At 46.2% G+C, this 20,345-nt stretch carries 17 protein-coding genes; 8 read left to right on the top strand and 9 right to left on the bottom strand.

Features of this window, described 5'->3' with window-relative positions; translation table 11 throughout:
- Nucleotides 1-32 precede the first annotated feature (32 nt).
- Genes rsgA through EDC63_RS05375 form a run of 4 tightly spaced genes read right to left on the bottom strand, consistent with a single transcriptional unit; the run spans nucleotide 33 to nucleotide 2,909 of the window.
- Nucleotides 33-941: a ribosome small subunit-dependent GTPase A gene (rsgA, locus tag EDC63_RS05390; protein WP_223248237.1), complete on the bottom strand. Its 909-nt coding sequence runs from the start codon at nucleotides 939-941 to the stop codon at nucleotides 33-35.
- Nucleotides 942-961: 20 nt separating this feature from the next.
- A complete protein-coding gene (locus EDC63_RS05385) occupies nucleotides 962-1,300 on the bottom strand; it encodes a 4a-hydroxytetrahydrobiopterin dehydratase (RefSeq protein WP_124946013.1) in 339 nt (112 codons plus the stop codon).
- Between the two features lie 15 nt (nucleotides 1,301-1,315).
- Nucleotides 1,316-1,624: a cytochrome c gene (locus tag EDC63_RS05380; protein WP_124946014.1), complete on the bottom strand. Its 309-nt coding sequence runs from the start codon at nucleotides 1,622-1,624 to the stop codon at nucleotides 1,316-1,318.
- A 34-nt stretch (nucleotides 1,625-1,658) separates the two neighbouring features.
- Entirely contained in the window at nucleotides 1,659-2,909 is a 1,251-nt protein-coding gene (locus tag EDC63_RS05375; protein ID WP_124946015.1) for a M48 family metallopeptidase, read from the bottom strand.
- Between the two features lie 88 nt (nucleotides 2,910-2,997).
- On the opposite strand from EDC63_RS05375, the gene orn reads away from it, so the two are divergent.
- From orn to glgP, 3 genes are all read left to right on the top strand, one after another.
- Complete coding sequence (orn, locus tag EDC63_RS05370; protein WP_124946016.1) at nucleotides 2,998-3,546, top strand: oligoribonuclease; 549 nt, start codon at nucleotides 2,998-3,000, stop codon at nucleotides 3,544-3,546.
- 18 nt (nucleotides 3,547-3,564) lie between these two features.
- Nucleotides 3,565-4,077 (top strand): retropepsin-like aspartic protease family protein, encoded by a 513-nt coding sequence (locus EDC63_RS05365; RefSeq protein WP_223248238.1) that lies wholly within the window; start codon nucleotides 3,565-3,567, stop codon nucleotides 4,075-4,077.
- A gap of 651 nt (nucleotides 4,078-4,728) precedes the next feature.
- Complete coding sequence (gene glgP / locus EDC63_RS05360) at nucleotides 4,729-7,281, top strand: alpha-glucan family phosphorylase (protein WP_124946017.1); 2,553 nt, start codon at nucleotides 4,729-4,731, stop codon at nucleotides 7,279-7,281.
- Nucleotides 7,282-7,292: 11 nt separating this feature from the next.
- On the opposite strand, the gene glgA is transcribed toward glgP, so the two are convergent.
- Nucleotides 7,293-8,774 (bottom strand): glycogen synthase GlgA, encoded by a 1,482-nt coding sequence (glgA, locus tag EDC63_RS05355; protein WP_306307884.1) that lies wholly within the window; start codon nucleotides 8,772-8,774, stop codon nucleotides 7,293-7,295.
- Between the two features lie 164 nt (nucleotides 8,775-8,938).
- On the opposite strand from glgA, the gene gnd reads away from it, so the two are divergent.
- The 3 genes from gnd to pgl all read left to right on the top strand — a co-directional run bounded on the left by gnd (nucleotide 8,939) and on the right by pgl (nucleotide 12,094).
- Entirely contained in the window at nucleotides 8,939-9,847 is a 909-nt protein-coding gene (gene gnd / locus EDC63_RS05350; RefSeq protein ID WP_124946019.1) for a phosphogluconate dehydrogenase (NAD(+)-dependent, decarboxylating), read from the top strand.
- Nucleotides 9,848-9,849: 2 nt separating this feature from the next.
- Nucleotides 9,850-11,331 (top strand): glucose-6-phosphate dehydrogenase, encoded by a 1,482-nt coding sequence (zwf, locus tag EDC63_RS05345; RefSeq protein WP_124946020.1) that lies wholly within the window; start codon nucleotides 9,850-9,852, stop codon nucleotides 11,329-11,331.
- A 76-nt stretch (nucleotides 11,332-11,407) separates the two neighbouring features.
- Nucleotides 11,408-12,094, top strand: a complete 687-nt coding sequence (pgl, locus tag EDC63_RS05340) for a 6-phosphogluconolactonase (RefSeq protein WP_124946021.1) — start codon at nucleotides 11,408-11,410, stop codon at nucleotides 12,092-12,094.
- 1 nt (nucleotide 12,095) lies between these two features.
- Here the strand turns inward: pgl and EDC63_RS05335 are convergent, their stop codons facing one another.
- From EDC63_RS05335 to glgB, 3 genes are read right to left on the bottom strand one after another with little or no spacing between them, the layout of a single operon-like run.
- Nucleotides 12,096-12,371: a cupin domain-containing protein gene (locus tag EDC63_RS05335; RefSeq protein ID WP_124946022.1), complete on the bottom strand. Its 276-nt coding sequence runs from the start codon at nucleotides 12,369-12,371 to the stop codon at nucleotides 12,096-12,098.
- Nucleotides 12,372-12,416: 45 nt separating this feature from the next.
- Nucleotides 12,417-14,060: a glucose-6-phosphate isomerase gene (gene pgi, locus EDC63_RS05330; RefSeq protein ID WP_124946023.1), complete on the bottom strand. Its 1,644-nt coding sequence runs from the start codon at nucleotides 14,058-14,060 to the stop codon at nucleotides 12,417-12,419.
- A 29-nt stretch (nucleotides 14,061-14,089) separates the two neighbouring features.
- Nucleotides 14,090-16,273, bottom strand: coding sequence for a 1,4-alpha-glucan branching protein GlgB (gene glgB / locus EDC63_RS05325; RefSeq protein ID WP_124946024.1), 2,184 nt, complete (start codon nucleotides 16,271-16,273; stop codon nucleotides 14,090-14,092).
- Between the two features lie 288 nt (nucleotides 16,274-16,561).
- Between glgB and glgC the strand changes: the two genes are divergently transcribed.
- Both glgC and EDC63_RS05315 read left to right on the top strand, forming a co-directional pair.
- Nucleotides 16,562-17,836, top strand: a complete 1,275-nt coding sequence (glgC, locus tag EDC63_RS05320; RefSeq protein WP_124946025.1) for a glucose-1-phosphate adenylyltransferase — start codon at nucleotides 16,562-16,564, stop codon at nucleotides 17,834-17,836.
- Nucleotides 17,837-17,884: 48 nt separating this feature from the next.
- Nucleotides 17,885-19,642 carry a glycoside hydrolase family 57 protein gene (locus EDC63_RS05315; RefSeq protein WP_124946026.1) on the top strand — a complete coding sequence of 586 codons (1,758 nt, stop codon included), beginning with the start codon at nucleotides 17,885-17,887 and terminating at the stop codon, nucleotides 19,640-19,642.
- A 78-nt stretch (nucleotides 19,643-19,720) separates the two neighbouring features.
- Here EDC63_RS05315 and EDC63_RS05310 read toward each other — a convergent pair whose 3' ends face one another.
- Nucleotides 19,721-20,179 carry an FKBP-type peptidyl-prolyl cis-trans isomerase gene (locus tag EDC63_RS05310; protein ID WP_124946027.1) on the bottom strand — a complete coding sequence of 153 codons (459 nt, stop codon included), beginning with the start codon at nucleotides 20,177-20,179 and terminating at the stop codon, nucleotides 19,721-19,723.
- Between the last annotated feature and the right edge of the window lie 166 nt (nucleotides 20,180-20,345).

Genomic DNA, 20,345 nt, shown 5'->3' with positions numbered 1-20,345 from the left:
TAGACAATTTCGGTAAATTAGCAGGGAGAGTTTTACAACCTGCTGTGGCCTGCATGAATCAGTTTATGGTAAGCGGAGATGCGCCGTTTGCTGATTTCGCATTTTTCAAGCGCTTCAAGTAATGCACAACCGGGTTCTGATATGTGCAGACAATTATTGAATTTGCAGTGGCCAAGGTAGGGGCGGAACTCAATGAAAGCATGATCGATTTCAGTGGGGGAAAGATGATGTAAACCAAACTCTTGCAACCCGGGAGAATCAATAATCTGGCTTTGTTCATCCAGATGGTAGAGTCGTGTGTGGGTGGTAGTGTGTCGGCCGGAATCCAGTGCCTCTGATATTTCAGCCGTCACTACTCGGGCTTCGGGTAAGAGTGCATTAATGATACTGGATTTACCCATGCCAGATTGCCCTACCAATACGCTGGTGTGGCCTTTCAGATAGGGTTTGAGCGGGCTGATATCCTGTTTCGCAGAGAGTTGCAAAACTTCATAACCTAAATCACGGTAGAGTTGCAGGTTATTTAAAGCCTGCTTTGATTCTTCAGACAAATCGCATTTGTTCAGGACGATCAACGCTTTGATATTGTTGGCTTCAGCGGCGGCCAGGCAGCGATTGAGCAGCTCTTCATAAAAGCTGGGTACAGCTGCTGCCACGATAATAATCTGAGTGACATTGGCAGCGATGATTTTTGTGTGAAAAGTATCTGATCTGTATAGTAAGGAAGCGCGCGGGGCAATGCGTTCAATGGCACCTTGTTCAGTTCCGCTTGGTGTGATGAAAACGCGGTCACCACAAGCCACCCCGCCTTTTTTGCCTCGCATGACACAGCTGATCAGCTTGCCACTGTCTAACTCAACTTCATAACGCCTGCCATAGTTGGCAACAACCTGGCCTTCTAGCAAAGTATCCTGATTTTTTTTATTGGATTGTTTGTGCAAAACGCAGACAGGTGTGGAGGCTAAATTTCTAACAGTGCGTCAATTTTGGCTGCGCAGATAAAATCGTTCTCTGAAAGCCCGCTAATGGCATGTGTCGTATAGTGAATGCTGCATTTGTTGTAACCCACTTCCAGATCCGGGTGGTGATCTTCACGGTGAGAAACCCAAGCTGTGGCATTGACGAAAGCCATGGTTTCATAATAATTCTTGAACTGGTAGGTTTTACTGATGGTATTGTTGACAACTTCCCACCCTTTCAACTCTTTGAGAAAGTGCTGGATTTCACTTTCTGTCAAGGGTGGAACACCGCCTTCACAAGGTTTGCAGTTTTTATTGGTGAGGTCGCAGACTTGGCTCATTGCCTATTCCTTAATTTATTTAAAATGGTAGTAATTCAAGTTTAAATAAGCAGCAACGTGCATTTCTTCATCAGGGTACCAGTTTGCACCAGCGTTGGTATTGCAGATACGGATACGGGAAAGCAGTTGTTGCGCATTTTTTACTTTGCGGTCTGGACGGGTATAGATTTTAGAGCCGTCACCGCCAAACATGGAAATATGGCAGGCAGCACAGGATTTATCCACGAGGGATTTACCTACTTTAGGATCGCCTTTGGCAAAATTATCTGCAAAGGCCGGCACAACGGCCAGACATAGCACTAAGGTTGTCAGAAAAATTCTCATGTGTTCTCCTTCTCATTAAACCTGATTGGTTCACTCAAGTATTATGCCCTGCATTTAGCAATCGCGCTATACGTGTCGCGGCTGGTGGGTGGGAATCATAGAATACCGAATGCAGTGGGTCAGGGGTTAAAGTGGAAGCATTGTCTTTGTAAAGCTTGACCAGTGCTTGCACCATGTCATTGGCGTTTGCGTTTTGCGCAGCATATTGATCCGCTTCAAACTCATGCTTGCGTGAATAGAAACTGGATAAAGGCTGAAACAAGAAAGTAAATGCCGGAATGATCATGAAAAACAGAATCAATGCCATACCCGTGCTTTGGGTAGTCACGCCGAGCCCTTGATAAAACCAGGTTTTGTCCATAAGCCATCCCAGCAGCCATAAAAATCCGAGACTCAGAATAAACGTCCAGACGATGCGTTTAATAATATGGCGGCGTTTGAAATGGCCTAGTTCATGGGCGAGCACGGCTTCAATTTCATTGTGCGTCAGGTGGGTAAGCAGCGTGTCGAAAAAGACAATACGCTTGCTTTTTCCGAAACCGGTGAAGTAGGCATTGCCGTGGCTACTGCGTTTGGAGCCATCCATCACAAACAACCCTTCAGCCTTGAATCCGCATTTTGTTAAAAACTGTTCGATGCGGGTTTTGAGCTGCATGTCTTCCATGGGTGTGAACTTGTTGAAAAACGGTGCAATAAACGTAGGGTAGATGGCCAGCACCAGCAGATTGAAACCCATCCAGGCAAACCAGACATATAACCACCATTTCTCACCCATTTTATCCATAAGCCAAAGGACGCCGGCAAGGAAAGGCAGGCCAAACAGGGAAGCAAGCAAAAGTTGCTTGAACATATCCACGATGAACAATGCCGGTGTCATTTTGTTGAAACCAAACCGTGCTTCCACCACAAAGGTAAAATAAACGTTCAAGGGAAACTCGAGAATACTAATGATCAGAATTGGGCTGATGATGAGCGCCATGCTGTGCGCTATGCCGGCATTAAAAATGGTAGCCCAGAAATCGCTTAGTATTTGCAAGCCGCCACCCAGGGTGAAAGCCAGTAACAAAACCGCATCCAGCATGATCTGAATAAAACTGAGGCGGGTTTTAGTGCTGCTGTAGTCTGCGGCCTTCTGGTGAGCATCCAGAGCGATTTGTTCTGAAAACTCCTGAGGCACAGCATCACGATGAGCCTGAATATGTCGAACGTGTCTTGCTGCCAGCCACAATTTTGTCAGGGTGGTAAGTAGCAGCGCTATCAAGAAAACCAACGTAAAAGTTTGCACGAATTGTCCTTAAATGATCTGTCTGTAGTGACGATTCTTTCGTGGATATGACACAATACAGACTTTGAAAACCGAGTAAGGCAATATTATGGCACAAGATGCGAATCACCTCATCTGGATTGATATGGAAATGAGCGGTCTTAATCCGGATGGCGACCGAATTTTGGAGGTGGCGCTGGTGATCACTAATGCAAACCTGGAAACAGTTGCTGAAGCACCCGTACTGGTAGTGCATCAATCAGATGAAGTGTTGGATGGTATGGATGCCTGGAATAAGGGTACCCATGGTAAATCGGGATTAATCGAGAAGGTAAAGGCTTCAACGCTGAATGACGCAGATGTGGAAGCACAGATGATTGCGTTTCTGAAAGAATATGTGCCAGCCAAAACTTCTCCTATGTGTGGTAACTCCATTTGTCAGGACAGGCGTTTTATGGCGCGTTATATGCCAGAACTGGAAGCCTACTTTCATTACCGCAATCTGGATGTAAGTACGCTGAAAGAACTGGCGAAGCGTTGGAAACCTAGCTTGAAAGCGGGATTTGTAAAAGCAAATAAGCACGAAGCACTGGCTGATATTTACGAATCCGTAGAGGAAATGAAATATTACCGTGAACATTTCATTAAGCTTGATTAACGCTGATTAAATCAATAAATGGATTCAAACCCTAACCCTCATCGCAGAACAGGCATGACCATGCTGGTCATTGCATGGTTGCTGGTGTTCGCTGGCATATACTGGTTTTTTAATGGATGGTATATGCGGCAAACCAACCCTAACCCTCATGGAGCGCTGCAAAGCCAGACAGGTGAAGTGGTTTTGCAGCGAAATCGTGCCGGACATTACGTGGCGGATGGCGAGATCAATGGCACACCTGTGACCTTTTTGCTGGATACCGGAGCCACACAGGTTGCAATGTCAGCCAAGCTGGCCAGTCAGTTGGGCTTAAGGCGAGGAGCGAACGTCACTGTTCAGACGGCAAATGGTATGGCGCAAGGTTTTACCACTCGGCTGGATTCGGTGCGTCTGGGTTTTATAGAAGTGAACAATGTCAGCGCTATCGTAAGCGATGGTATGGATGATGGCATGGTATTACTAGGGATGAGCTTTCTAAAACAACTGGAATTTACGCAACGTAACGATCAGTTGATTCTTAAACCACTTTAGTCCTAACTTGTTTTTAGTTCTGGGCTGCCGGATTTTCGACTGTTAAATTGTCCAAAGGGCTATTTTATTGAATGATGTGGGTAGGGCGAATGAAATGTGGGAATTAGTTAACCTTCGTATGGGCAACTAGGTGCCATAAGGGGTCATTCTGGCAAGGTTGGATTAAAGTCAGGTATGGCGAACAACAGTCATTCAGGGAGGAAAACAGGGGGTTTCTATAACCTCAACGTGCAGTTTGCTGGCGGAGCGTTCCTCACGAAGCACGGATTGTGCTTAAGCCCACGATTCATAGTGATGTACCCAGCATTTAACAACGAATTTTTCCATTCCAGGAGAAATTGCAGCATGCTTCCACTCCTCACCAGCAAATGATTTCAAAGCCGCTTCATTCTCTCATTGAGAAATAATTGGGTATGCATCAGGAGCCCATTTTGTGGGCTTGAGAATAGAGACGGAGATAAAACCGGGCGCTTCATTGACTCTGATTACGCTTCTACCCACAGTAAAATTCTGAATCCCTAAATTTTGTAATATTTCTTCCTGTAAAATTCTCAAACTGAAAAAAACGTCTAATATTAATTCAGAACACTGCAAAACTTAAATGCTAGTGAGCATTTCTGAAAAGAACAGAATTAAGCAAGGGAGCATCGCATGAAGGAAGGCACACCTTTCATCGTTGAAGTAAATCCAAAAATTCCAAGACGACTAAAGCGGATGGATGAGTTGGCAGGTAATTTATGGTACAGCTGGAATCGTACCAGCCGCACGCTTTTTGCCCGTTTGCACCCAAGTCTTTGGGATGCTGTAGGGCATAGTCCCAAGGCGTTTTTAAAGCGAGTCAATGAGCAGCGGTTAGTGGATGCGGTGGATGACCAGGTATTTCTTGCAAATTTTAATCGTGTTTTATCCGCCTACGATACTTACCATTCTGAACCTATGCGCCAGAATGGCACAGGGTTGCATCAAAGTGATCTGGTAGCCTATTTTTGTGCTGAATTTGGTTTTCACGAGAGTTTTCCTATTTACTCAGGTGGGCTGGGAATATTGGCGGGTGACCATTGTAAAGCTGCCAGCGATATGCGCCTGCCCTTTATTGCCGTGGGCCTTTTGTATCGACAGGGCTATTTTTCCCAGTTGATCGATGCGGAAGGTAATCAGGTCGCAACTTACGCAGATTCTGATTTTGATGATTTGCCTATTTCTCCCGTGCTGCGTGACGATGGTAATGAAGTGCATATTAACGTGGGTTTTCCTGGACGTACTGTCATTGTGAAAGTCTGGCAGGCCAGAATAGGGCATGTGTGGCTTTATTTGCTGGATACGGATCTTGAAGTCAATTCTTTGGCAGATCGTGACATTGTTCACCAGCTCTATGGCGGTGATCGTTATATGCGGATGCAGCAGGAAATTCTGCTGGGGGTGGGTGGGGTGCGTGCTTTGCAGGAGATTGGGTTAAAGCCTACTGTATGGCATATCAACGAAGGGCATGCTGCATTCCAGATACTTGAGCGCGCCAGAAGTCTGGTAAGGGAAGGACTGGATTTTGCCAGTGCGCTTGAGGCTGTTGCAGTGAATACAGTTTTTACAACCCATACGCCAGTACCTGCTGGGCATGATCATTTTTCCCCGGATATGATGATTGAGTATTTTAGTGAGATGCTTCATGATCTGAAAATTGAAAAAGAGGAGTTTCTGGCGCTGGGGCAATCTGCGGACAGTCATGAATTTAATATGACGACCTTGGCGATTCATGGTTCGCGTTACCATAACGGTGTAAGTCGTATTCATGGTGATGTTTCGGCCAAAATCTGTGGAGATTTGTGGCCACAAGTCGGGCCGGAAGAAAGCCCTATCACGTATGTCACTAACGGCGTGCACGTTCCCAGTTTTCTTGCGGATGAATGGGTGGATTTGTTTGATACCTATTTGGGTTACGAGTGGCGGCATCGATTGTGTGATACAGAATTTTGGTCAAAAATCGACATGATTCCGGATCATTTGTTCTGGAGTGTTCGCCAGTCTCTCAAATCGCAAATGTTGTATCAGCTACGACACCGCATTTCTAACCAGCACTTTCGAAATCATGGTTCTGAGGCGCATCTGGACCGCTTGCTTAAATACACAGATCCAATCAATCCTAACGTTCTGACAATTGGCTTTGCGCGTCGTTTTGCAACCTATAAACGGGCGACCATGTTGTTTGATAATCTTGATTGGTTGCGTGAAATTATTGCAGATGAAGATCGACCCATTTTGTTTGTGTTCGCAGGCAAAGCACATCCTGCAGATAAACCCGGCCAGGAGTTGATCAGGCAAGTGCATAACATTTCCCGTTTACCTGAATTTGAAGGAAAAATATTACTGGTGGAAGGTTATGATATGGGGCTGGCCAGGAGGCTGGTTTCGGGTGTGGATATCTGGTTGAACAACCCCGTTTACCCGTTGGAAGCGAGCGGGACATCGGGTATGAAAGCAGGAATTAATGGCGCTATTAATTTAAGCGTGCTTGATGGGTGGTGGGGCGAGGGATACGACGGTAAAAATGGTTGGGCGATCAAACCTTCGCCGGAGCATTATGATGATTACCGTCGTAATAAAGAAGAAAGCCAGACTCTGTATGAAATCCTGCAGGATCACGTATTACCACTCTATTATGATCGTGGAAAATTTGGTTATTCGGAAGGCTGGGTCAAGATGGCCAAGCATTCCATTGCAACTGTACTGCCGCGGTTCAATGCCACGCGAATGGTAGGGGAATATGTTTCACGTTTTTACACCTCAGCCAGCACACAAGGAAAAATATTCGCTCAAAATGATTTTGAAAATGCCAAGCGTTTGGCAGTCTGGAAATCACGCGTTAAAGCAGCATGGCATGGGGTTGCTTTACGCAGGCTGGATGAACCGAAAAAGCGTATTCAATTTGGAGATGCAATGCGTTTTGAGGTTGGCGTGCAACTGAACGGATTAAAATCAGAAGATGTAAGGGTGGAATTGCTCGTTGGCAGGCCCGGGAACGTCAATGCCAGTGAGATGCAACATTATAGTTTTGTAAGTCAGGAAGCGACAGGTACAGGCCATGAACAGGTTTTTGCATTGGAACTGGCACCAGATTTGTGTGGCAAGCTGCAATACATGGTACGAATTTATCCCTGGCACGAGTTGCTGACCAATTCTCATGAAACGGGCATGATGTTTTGGCTGTGAGTTTCTTATGCCTATTTCTGAATAAGCGATGAATAAAGCGATAAATAGGTTTCGGCGCTTTTTGTCCAGCCGAAATCTCGGTGCATGCCGTTTAGCTGCAGTTTCCGCCAGGTTTTTTTATCATGATATGCATCAATAGCGCGTTTAACGGTCTGGAGGAGGTTTGCCGCAGTAAATGACTGCAACATAAATCCCGTTGCGCTGCCATCTTTCAGGCTGGTAGGCGTGAGGTCAACCACAGTATCAGCCAGACCACCGGTTGGTGTCACAATGGGTGGCGTTCCATAAAGCATGCTATACATCTGATTAAGTCCGCATGGTTCAAAGCGGGATGGCATCAGAAACATATCCGCACCCGCTTCAACCTGATGGGATAGCCCCTCATCAAATCCGATGACTGCCCGGAAATGATTGGGGTATTGTTCACCCAAGAGCAGAAAGGCTTGTTCAAGTTCGAGTTCACCTGTTCCAAGCAGGATTATTTGTGCGGGTTCGCGCACAATGGATGGCAGGATTTCCAGAAGCAGATCCAGGCCTTTCTGGTGCGTAATGCGACTTACCACACCGAATAAAGGAATGTCAGCAGAAACGGGCAAATTTAATTGCTGTTGCAGTGCCTGCTTATTGGTTTTTTTTCCATTCAATCTTGTCGGGCTATAAGTTGTAGCAAGGTGGGTATCGCATGCGGGATTCCAATGCTCGGCATCGACACCATTCAGAATGCCGGTCAGCTGGGTTGAGCGCTCAGCCAGTAAACCTTGTAAACCAAAACCTAACGCCTCTGATTGAATTTCCTTTGCATAGGTTAGGCTAACGGTAGTGAGGTGGTCGGCATAATAAAGCCCGGCCTTAAGGAAGGAAATGTTGCCATAATATTCCACCCCGTGCATGTCAAAGCTTTCTTCGGGTAAGTTGAGTTGGGGGAATACTTCTGGCGGAAATATACCCTGGTAGGCGAGATTGTGAACAGTCATGACTGTTGCAGCCTTGGTTCCCTTGGCAAAATGCAGATAGGCGGGTGCAAGGCCAGTCTGCCAGTCATTGCAGTGAACAATATCAGGCTTCCATGCCAGCGGATTTTTTTCTGAACCTAATATCGCTGCAATGCGGGACAATAACCCAAATCGAAGTGCATTGTCCGGCCAGTCCAGCCCGCTTTTATCAGAATAAGGTCCGCCTGTACGCTCATAAAACGCTGGATAGTCTATGATTATGATTGGAACATCGCTACCGGGTATTTTTGCTGACAGGAGATTTACTTCTCCGTGGCCTGGAATATCTATGATGCGTGCCAGTTTGCGTTTGTTTTTAATGACAGACAAAATTTTAGGATAGCCCGGCACCAATACTCTTACGTCCACCCCAATAGCACGTAAAGCAACGGGAAGCGCTGCACTCACATCAGCCAGCCCGCCAGTCTTGATTAACGGGTGAATTTCTGAGGTGACAAAAAGAACTTTGGGTTTTTTATTTTTGCGAGAATTTGCTTGCAAGATGATATTTTTGCCAAAAATTAAGACGATTAATTCTAACGCATATTTTTGTGCCGAGTGGGTGAATTCGCTATATAAGTCATGTGGGGTATTGATTTAAACCGATTATCCATCTATTTTAGGGGTGTAGGTTTGTACCACACATAGACTAACTGGGAGGCATTATGAATATAGGCATGATCGGAATGGGTCGAATGGGCGCAAATATGGCACGTCGGTTGCGTCGGGGTGGTATGGAAGTCGTGGCCTATAATCGTAGTGCTGAAGTTACACAGCAACTTGCAAAAGAAACGGGCCTGACGGCAGTTGAGTCATTCGAGGCAATGATTAAACAGCTGGCTGCACCCCGCATTGTCTGGCTAATGCTCCCTTCAGGAGACGCAACCCAGAATGCGATAGATCAACTAGCCCCCATGCTGAGTGCGGATGATATTCTGGTTGATGGCGGAAATGCATACTACAAAGATTCCATGAGACGGGGTGCTGAATTGTCTAAATCCGGTATTCATTATATTGATGCCGGTGTGTCAGGTGGGGTATGGGGGCTGGAAAATGGTTACGCTATCATGACCGGGGGAGAGGCTGGCCCGATGAAACGGATTGAGCCGTTCATCAAAGTGCTGGCTCCCGGCGCAGATGCAGGCTGGCATCATTGCGGGCCTGTGGGTTCCGGACATTTTGTGAAAATGGTCCACAACGGTATTGAATACGGCATGATGCAAGCCTTTGCAGAAGGTTTGGCGCTCATCAAAGGACGTGAAGATTTTAATATGGATCTTGCTGCCATTACCGAGATGTGGCGTCATGGTAGTGTAGTGCGTTCATGGCTACTGGATTTAACTGCAGAGTTTTTGAAAGAAGATCAGTCGCTGGATAATATCAAACCCTTCGTTTCAGATTCGGGAGAAGGTCGCTGGACTGCGCTTGAGGCAGTTGAACAGGGCGTTCCTGCGCCGGTAATGAGTCTTGCGTTAATGATGCGCTTCGCTAGTCAAGGTGCCAATGATTACCCCGCCAAGATGCTTGCAATGATGCGCAAAGGGTTTGGTGGTCACGCAGTTAAGGGAGATTGAACATGAAGGATCAATCACAGTTTCCTTGTAACTTCGTGATTTTTGGCGCCACTGGTAATCTGGCTTCCAATAAATTATTGCCCTCGCTATATCATCTTGAAGTGGCCAATCGCTTGCCGCCAGCTTTGAATTTTACCGCTTATTCCCGCCGAGACTGGGGGCAGGAAGATTGGAAAAAGCATATGCAACTGACACTGCAAGATAAAATTGGTGAGAATTTTGATGAAGAAATTTTTGCGAAATTTTCAGCACGATTCAGTTATTTGCAAGGGGAGTTGCACGATTTAGATTCCTATAAACGGCTATATGAAGAACTATCAAAGCCTAAAGAAGGTGTCTGCTCCAACATGATTTTTTATCTTGCGATTAAGCCAACCGAATATAACTCAGTCGTTAAAAATCTGGATGCAGTGGGGTTGAACAAACCCCGTGGACTTCATCGTATTGTGTTGGAGAAGCCTTTCGGTGAAGATATTGAAAGTGCCCATTTGTTGAATGAAGTGTTGCACCGTTCGTTTGATGAGGAACAGATCTTTCGTATTGATCATTATCTTGGGAAGGAAACCGTTCAAAATCTGTTGGTGTTCCGTTTTGCGAATACCTTGATTGAGCCACTTTGGAACCGCAATTTTATTGACCATGTGCAGATTACCGTTGCTGAAGATATTGGCATTGAAAAACGTGCAGACTACTATGATAAAGCGGGTGCTTTACGGGATATGTTACAGAACCATTTGATGCAGTTGCTGGCGGTTGTTGCAATGGAGCCGCCTCCAGCACTGGAAGCCGATGCGCTGCGCGACGAAAAAGTAAAGGTGTTGCGCTCCATCAGGCCCATTTCAAAACGCTCGATCAGCGCCCATGCTTTCCGCGCGCAGTATGCTGCAGGATTCGTGAATGGCAAATCTGTAGCCGGATATCAGGATGAAGAAGGCGTAGAAAAAGCATCAGCCACGGAATCCATGGTGGCTGCCAAATTTTACATCGATAACTGGCGCTGGCGTGGCGTGCCTTTTTATCTCCGTACGGGTAAGCGCCTGGCAAAACAGATGTCGCTTATTGCTATCCGGTTTCGTTATCCGCCACAGCAGTTATTTCGGGAAACACCTGTTGAAAGCATTGCGCCTAACTGGATATTGTTGTCTATTCAACCCAGTGAAAGCATGCATATGGAAATTCATGTGAAACGGCCAGGACTGGAAATGGATACGCGGGTTATCTCACTCAATGCCTCATATCGTAAAACCGACGAAGTGCCTCTGGACGCATACGAAACCCTGCTGCTGGATATCATTGAGGGTGACCGCAGCTTGTTTATCCGGTTTGATGAAGTGGAGTGGGCATGGCGCGTTGTTGATCCTATACTGAAACACTGGGCGCAGGAACGGGATTTTATTCATACTTATCCAGCCGGTACATGGGGGCCAGAAGAAGCCAATCGACTGTTTGATAGCGAAGATCATCAGTGGCGTAATGAGTTATGACCCGGTTATAAGCGATTAGCGTATGGCTTTTGAGTTTTTTGTACTGCTGATCTTATTCTGAAGGGCGGTGAAATTTATGCAAAAGTGTCGTTGGCACGTTTTTCCAGATACTAAAGCATTAAAGAAACAGGCTGTTAAAGAAATCGTCAAAGCGGCAGATGAGGCCATCGCGCAGCGTGGTGTGTTTAATCTGGTGCTGGCTGGCGGCACGACGCCCCGTGCTGTCTACGAAAAACTGCGTGATATCAAGACTGACTGGTCAGCCTGGTACATTTATTTTGGGGATGAGCGTTGCTTGCCTGCTAATCACCCGGATCGTAATAGTGTGATGGCGCTGACGGCCTGGCTTAATTATGCCACTGTTCCCCATTGTCAGATTTTCATTATTCCCGCCGAGCAAGGTTCAACTATGGGTGCTGAAGCATATAGCAAACTGTTAAATGATGTGACATTTGATCTGGTCTTGCTAGGGTTGGGAGAAGACGGGCATACCGCCAGCTTGTTTCCCGGACATGATCCTGGCTTGGCACCCGATGCGCCTGTTGCACAAGCGGTCCACGATGCGCCCAAACCACCCTCGGAAAGAATCAGTTTAAGCGCCCGTTGTTTAAGCGATGCTAAAAAAGTGATTTACCTGGTAACAGGGGAATCCAAACGTCTGGCCGTTAGTGACTGGCGTTCGGGAAAGCCTATCCCGGCCTCGCTAATAGCGCCCAAAAAAGGGGTGGATATTCTGCTGGAAGAGGCTTGTCTGGCCCCTTGAATCAATCGAAACTGTAATGTTTTTTGACTGATTGCTTAATATCCCAGGTGCAGGACATGCCAGCGGGAAAAGTAACAAGATCGCCTTTTTCAATTTTCACTGGTTCACCTTTGGTGGGAGTGACAATTACCTCTCCCTCCAGAAGGTAACAGGTTTCCCTGCTGTCATACGTCCATGGAAAGGTGGAGGTTTCTTTATCCCATATTGGCCAGCGAGGCACTTCCAGTTCCATTAATCTGGCTTCTGATGGGTTGTGTTCAATAGTAATTCCGTTCATGTGTATTCCAGTTGAAATTTAAATTACAAGACTGATGCACCAAAGTTAAATTCTTTGCGATTTGTAAGAATTAATCAAGCCGTTTGTGGAGGTGTCATGGCTGCTTACCTCGCTGGTTCCGGTGAGTTCAGGCTGAATGACTTTGGCTAATTGTTTGCCGAGTTCTACACCCCATTGATCAAAAGAATTAATGTTCCAGATGATGCCCTGGACAAAAATTTTATGTTCGTAAAAAGCAATGAGAGAACCTAGCGATTTGGGATCCAGGGTTTGCATTAATATTGAATTGCTAGGTTCATTGCCAGGAAAAACTTTATGCGGCAGCAAGCGTTTAATATCTTCTTCACTGAGACCTTCTGCTTGCATTTCCAGCATGGCTTCTTCAGGTTTTTTGCCGCGCATTAATGCTTCAGTCTGGGCAAAATAGTTTGCCAATAAAATGGCGTTGTGTTCACCAACAGGGTGATGACTCTCAACCAAAGCGATGTAATCAGCAGGAATGAGGCGCGTACCCTGATGAATAAGCTGAAAAAACGCATGCTGGCCATTGGTACCAGGTTCACCCCAAATGATCTGGCCTGTCGGGTAATTGACCAAATTGCCATCCCGGTCGATGCGCTTGCCATTACTTTCCATATCCAGTTGCTGAAGATAGGCCGGAAGCCTGCGCAAATACTGACTGTACGGCATGCAGGCTTGGGTATCGGAACCGAAGAAATTGTTGTACCAGATACCTAACATTCCGAATATGACAGGGAGGTTTTTTTCAAGTGGCGCAGAACGGAAATGTTCGTCCATTTCATGAGCACCCTGAAGTAGCTCTTCGAATCGGGCCATGCCGATCGCCAACGCAATGGATAATCCGATGGCGGACCACAGTGAATAACGTCCACCCACCCAGTCCCAGAACTCGAACATTTGATCAGGATTAATTCCAAATTCGGTGACTGCCTTGGTGTTAGTAGAGATGGCAACAAAGTGCTGTGAAATGGCGCTTTCTTCAAGCGCGGCTTTCATTAACCAGTCCCGCGCTGAGCGGGCATTGGTCATGGTTTCCTGTGTAGTAAAAGTCTTTGAAGCAATGATGAAAAGCGTAGTTTCCGGATTGAGATGGCGCTCTGTTTCAAACAGGTCGGTGCTGTCAATATTGGAAACAAAGTGAAATTTTACATTGTGACGATGATAGGCAAGGAGTGATTCAGTCACCATGGCCGGCCCCAGGTCAGAACCGCCAATACCGATATTGACTACATCCGTAATGGTTTTGCCACTGTATCCTTTCCATTCACCGGAACGAACAGCATTGGTAAATTTACGCATTTTACTGAGTACAGCATTGACTTCAGGCATGACATTTTTGCCATCGACCATAACAGGCCGATTGGTGCGGTTACGCAGTGCAACGTGCAGAACAGAGCGATTTTCTGTGAAATTAATGGGTTCGCCGGTAAACATTTTTTCTCTCCAGCCTGGTACGTCCATCTCTCTTGCCAGGTTGAAAAGTAAGGCTAACGTTTTATCTGTGAATCGATTTTTGGAAAAATCGAACAGGATATTGTTGAAGGTGATGGAATGTTTTTCGAACCGTTGCGGGTCAGCCTCGAACAGATCGCGCATATGGGTGTGCGCAATCGTTTTTTGATGTCTTTTTAATGCCTTCCATGCTTTGGTTTGGGTAGGTTGCGTCATACGAAAACCTTTAAGTTGTTGTTTGTATTTTAGGCTCTTGCAAGAATAATACCAGCGAGGGGGGGTAGCGTGATTTCCATGGAGTGAGGAAAACCCATCCAGGTCTTATCCTGAGCAAAAAGTCCGCCACCATTTCCGCTATTGGTGCCGCCATAATAGCTGGAGTCACTGTTGAATATTTCTTTGTACTCCGCGCCTTCAGGTACGCCAATTCGGTAATTATTGCGTGGTACGGGAGTGAAATTCAGAACGACCACGACAAATGACCCATCGCGCGCACGTCGCATGAAGCTTAGTATGGACTGATCCGCATCGTGGCAATCAATCCAGGAGAAACCATCTGACGAAAAATCAAGATCATGCATTGCCAGATTATTTGCATACAGGTGGTTCAGATCGCGGCAAAGTGTCTGAATATTCTGATGCAGTCCGATGTCCAGAAGTTGCCATTCAAGACCGTTTTTTACCCGCCATTCCCGGCCCTGGGCAAATTCATTTCCCATGAAATTCAATTTTTTCCCAGGGTAGGCCATCTGGTAGGTATACAGCAAGCGTAAATTGGCAAATTTCTGCCAGGCATCACCGGGCATTTTGTCCAGTAGCGAGCGTTTGCCATGCACAACTTCATCATGAGAGAAGGGCAGGGTAAAATTTTCGGTGTAGGAATAGAGTTGACCAAAAGTTAACTGGTTATGGTGATAGCGTCGGTGGACTGGGTCTTGCGAAATATAGGCCAGCGTGTCGTTCATCCAACCCATATTCCATTTCATGGAGAAGCCAAGTCCGCCAAGGTAGACCGGGCGAGATACCATGGGCCAGGAAGTAGACTCTTCAGCAAATGTCAGGGCACCGGGGAAGGCATCGTGCACCATGATATTGAGTTCGCGCAGAAACTCAATGGCTTCCAGATTTTCACGGCCACCAAATTTATTGGGTATCCATTCGCCTGCTTGTCGGGAGTAGTCCAGATAAAGCATAGAGGCGACCGCATCTACCCGTAAACCGTCAATGTGGAACTCAGAAAGCCAGTAATGGGCACTTGAGAGCAGAAAACTTTTTACCTCATTGCGGCCAAAATTGAAAATATAAGTGCCCCAATCCTGATGAAAACCCATGCGCGGGTCTTCGTGTTCGTACAGTGCGGTGCCGTCAAATCTGGCCAATGCGAAACTGTCCTGAGGGAAGTGTGCCGGTACCCAATCAAGAATGACGCCAATGTTAGCCTGATGACATGCATCTACAAAATAACGAAGATCATCTGGTGAGCCATAACGGTTTGTCGGTGCAAAATATCCGGTTGTCTGGTATCCCCATGACTCATCCAGCGGATGCTCGCTGATTGGCATGAGCTCTATATGGGTGTAGCCCATCTCTTTGATGTAAGGGATGAGCGATTCAGCCAGTTCACGATAGGTGAAAAAATCATCATTGGCATGACGTTTCCATGATCCGGCATGCATTTCGTAGATGTTGCACGGTGCATGCTGCCAGTCGTGTTTGGCGCGTTTTGCCAGCCATTCGTTATCTTGCCAGTGATGGGTACTTATTGCGGCAACACTGGACGCAGTGCCAGGGCGTTTTTCGAAATATTGGGCATAGGGGTCTGTTTTGACCAGGATATGCCCATTATGGCGATTACGAATTTCGAACTTGTATAAGGCACTGTCAGCCAGGCCGGGTATAAATAACTCCCATACACCACTTGAACCGTGCACCTGCATAAGATGCGTACGGCCATCCCAGTGATTAAAATCTCCGATAACACTGACACGTTCCGCATTTGGCGCCCAGACAGCGAAGTGAACACCTGCTACACCATTAACAGTGATGAGATGTGCGCCAAGAGTGTTGTATGTCTGGTGCAGGTTCCCCGCGTTGAATAAATACAGATCGAGGTCAGTGATTTGGGCGGGGAAGGCGTAAGGGTCATGAAATTCATGCAACTCGCCATATGCCGCTGCGCGCAAGCGATAAGTTGCAGGCAAAGCCTGTTTTCCATGCCATTCAAAAAGGCCATGAGGGTCGGTTTTGGTCAGGGATGTCCATTCCGTTTCAGTTTCAACCCATACTTGCTGTGCGTAGGGCAGGAAGACACGCAATACATAGCCATTACCTTCCCAATGCTGGCCGAGAAACTGGTGTGGGTCATGTAAACGTGCCTGTATAAGGAGTTCAGTTTTGGTGTTGAGCTTAGGCTTTGTATCCTGTTTCATAGCTATGTCATTTGAGTATTGTTTAATTGTAGCTCTAAAATTACATAATATTACGGGAAGCTTCATGCAAGGAATATTTCAGCCCGATAGCTATCATCCTACCAGCCATCGGCTAAAATAAAAAATAGATGTTTGAGTAAAATGTTAAATTTTAGGTGTTTTTGGTATGAAATCGGAAGAATGCGTATTGTTCTCAGATGCATTTGAACTTTTTTCACATCAGGATTGTTGTGTTGGTGGGATTTGCAGTAGTATTGAATTAAATATTAATAGGCTAAGGAGAGGCTCTTGCAAAAAGATTTACCGCGCTTTGTCAGTCTGCTGACAAAAAATACAGTTGCATTGATTCTTGCCGGAGGCCGTGGCAGCCGATTAAAACAGCTGACAGATTGGCGCGCCAAACCGGCAGTGCCATTTGGCGGCAAATTTCGTATCATTGATTTTCCGCTTTCCAATTGCCTGAATTCAGGCATCCGGCGTGTGGGTGTCATCACTCAGTATAAAGCCCATAGCATGATCAAGCATATTCAGCGTGGCTGGGGATTTCTGCGGGGTGAGTTCAATGAGTTTGTAGAACTGCTACCTGCACAGCAACGACTTGAAGCCGACTGGTATAAAGGTACGGCAGATGCGGTTTATCAGAACATGGATATTATCCGCGCCTATGAACCAGAGCATGTGCTGATTTTGGCCGGGGATCATATCTACAAAATGGATTATGGCGAGATGCTTGCCTATCATGTGTCTCATGAGGCAGATATGACGGTTGCTTGTATTGAAGTACCGCTGGCTGAAGCATCGGCATTTGGCATCATGACGGTAGACAAAGATAATCGTGTCATCGATTTTAATGAAAAACCGGCAAATCCATCGCCCATGCCAGACAATCCGGATAACGCCCTGGTAAGTATGGGTATTTATATTTTCAATGCCAAATTTCTATATGAACAACTGATTCGGGATGCTGATGTTCGGCATTCGTCTCATGACTTTGGTAAAGACATTATTCCTCATTTGGTCAAGAAATATAAAGTAGTTGCCCACCCCTTCAGTGAGAGTTGCGTCTGCAAACCTGACGATGTGCCCTATTGGCGTGATGTGGGTACTGTTGATGCATTTTGGGAAGCGAATATGGAGCTGACCAAGGTGACTCCTGCGCTCAATTTATACGATAAAAAGTGGCCGATCTGGACTTATCAGGAGCAGCTGCCCCCTGCTAAATTCATCTTCGATGATGAAGAAAGAAGGGGTATGGCAGTAGATTCCATGGTTTCAGGTGGGTGCATTATCAGTGGTGCCAAAATTACCCGATCACTGCTTTTCTCCAATGTATATGTAATGAGCTTTTCAGAAGTCGTGGATTCTGTGGTGCTGCCGGATGTGAAAATTGGCCAGAATGTGTATTTGAAGCGAGTGCTGATTGATAAGGGTTGTATTATTCCAGATGGGTTGGTGGCTGGGGTGGATCCTGTTGAAGATGCAAAACGCTTCCATGTTACAGAAAAAGGAATTGTGCTGATTACACCGGAAATGCTGGGCCAACCTGTCCACCATGTTCGCTGATTCTGCATTCGTCATTTGAAATATGATCGTTAATCAGGCGTATAGATTATGACTGCTAAGCAAGACAGAAAGCTGAACCTTATCCTTTGCTGGCATATGCACCAGCCGGATTATCGCAACTATATGTCAGGCGAATTTGAGTTGCCTTGGACTTATCTTCACGCCATAAAAGATTATACGGATATGGTGTATCACCTGGAGCAAAGTCCAAAATCAAAAGCGGTTTTCAATTTTGTCCCTATTTTGCTGGACCAACTGGAAGCGTATGTAGCAGATTTTGACAGCAAAAAGATGTCGGACCCTTTACTTGGTTTGCTGGCGCATGAAGATATGAATTCGCTTAGCGATGCTCAGCGTGAACTGATTCTGGAAAAATGCTTTCGCTGCAATCATGTGACCATGGTCCACCCTTTTCCATCCTATAAACGTCTGCAAGATTTTTTTAATGTGATAGACGAGCAGGGTGAAGCCTGTATGAGTTACCTTTCCGGGCAATACCTGGCCGATCTGCTGGTATGGTATCACCTGGCATGGACGGGAGAGAGTGTCCGGCGTGAACACGTACTGGTAACGCAACTTATGGCCAAGGGTGAACATTTTAGCTATAGCGATCGTATGGGGCTATACGATTTAATTGGTAATCTGATGCGCGGTCTTATTCCACGCTATAAAGCTTTAGTTAAGGCTGGGCGGATTGAATTATCCAGTACCCCCCATTATCATCCCATCGCACCCCTATTAATAGATTTTAAGGCGGCAAGGGAATGCACTCCCGATGTTGCTTTGCCAGAATCGCCAACTTATCCCGGAGGTAAAAGCCGGGTTGCATTTCATATTGAGTCCGCCATAGCAAGCCATGAGGCGCGATTTGGTGAAAAGCCTCATGGTTTTTGGCCTGCAGAAGGGGGTGTTTCTGACCCGTTGCTCAATTTGCTGGCACATTTTGGTGTTCGCTGGACGGCTACCGGCGAGGGTGTGCTGGTAAGCAGCTTGCGTAAAGCAAGTCCTGGCTCACCCCCACCTGAGAAAAAACAGTATTTATATCGACCCTATCAAGTGACTGGTCAGGAAAATAAAGTGACCTGCTTTTTCCGTGATGATCATTTGTCGGATTTGATTGGCTTTGAGTATGCAAAATGGTATGGGCGCGATGCCGTTAATAATTTTGTTCATCTTCTGGAAGGGATCCTTGAACAAGCGCCACAAGGCGAAAACCCTGTTGTCAGTGTGATTCTGGATGGAGAAAATGCATGGGAATATTATCCGTACAATGGGTATTTTTTCCTGTCTGAACTTTATGAGGCTTTATCAGCACATCCATCTATCAACATGACAACATTCAAAGATTATCTGGATGCTGCTGAGAAGTCTGAATCTACGGCTACAAGCAAGGCTGGTTCGGGTCACTTTGCGAAAATGGGTAATTTGCCTGGATTGGTTGCAGGTAGTTGGGTGTATGGTGATTTTTCAACGTGGATAGGCTCCACAGATAAAAACCGTGCCTGGGACTTGTTATGCGCTGCAAAACGAAGCTTTGACCATGTGATAGCTAGTGGTAGGCTGACTCAAGCCGAGCAGGAGGCAGCTTATAAACAATTGTCAGATTGCGAAAGCTCTGACTGGTTCTGGTGGTTTGGTGACTACAATCCACAGAATAGTGTGGAAAGTTTTGATAAGTTATACCGGGAAAATCTGACCAATTTGTATCAGCTGCTGAAACTCGAAGTGCCGGAGGTACTTAGCCAGCCTGTCAGTCATGGTGGTGGGCATGCAGAAGCAGGTGGTGCGATGCGGCGTGCAAGCTGATCTTCTTTGTGGAAATGCGCTAAGAGCGGCTAATTTAAAGTTGCTGGCGACTCTCTGCGCTTCCCCCAAAACAGTAGATTATTGTGCTTTAAGTAATTCCACATCAAAAATCAGTGTTGCGTTAGGAGGGATGACCCCACCTGCGCCGTTGGCACCATAACCCATTTCTGGTGGTATGGTCAGGGTGCGTTTTCCGCCAACTTTCATTCCGGCAACCCCTTCATCCCATCCACGTATAACCTGGCCACCACCCAAGCGGAAGGTAAACGGCTCGCCTCGGTCTACGGAGCTATCAAACTTCGTTCCTCTGTTTTTTGGTGCGCTTGCGTCAAACAGCCAACCAGTATAATGAACAGAAACCATTTTACCGCTAACAGCTTCTTTTCCGGTGCCGACCTTTTGGTCAATTTTGATTAATTGGGATACTTGGGTTTGTTTGGTTTTATCAGAACCGTTGTTTGCAGTGTTGTTGTCTGCGCATGCCGAAATGGAAAATGCGAGTAAAAGTACTGCGGTTAAAGTGGTGATTCTTTGCATGGTTTGCTCCAGATAAAAAGTATAAGCCAGAGAGATTCTATCTCAAACTGAAGTATCGGGGAAAAATAGGACGCGGATTCAAGTTTGAAGTGCAAGGCCTGTTGATTCGAAGAATACCTGATTGGGCGTTTGATATCCAAGTCGTTTTCTGGGGCGATTGTTCAAT

The organism is Sulfurirhabdus autotrophica (assembly GCF_004346685.1).
In the GTDB taxonomy this organism is placed as follows: domain Bacteria; phylum Pseudomonadota; class Gammaproteobacteria; order Burkholderiales; family SMCO01; genus Sulfurirhabdus; species Sulfurirhabdus autotrophica.
Note: the sequence above shows the minus strand (reverse complement) of the source record. Positions and strands in the feature narration are given on the sequence as shown.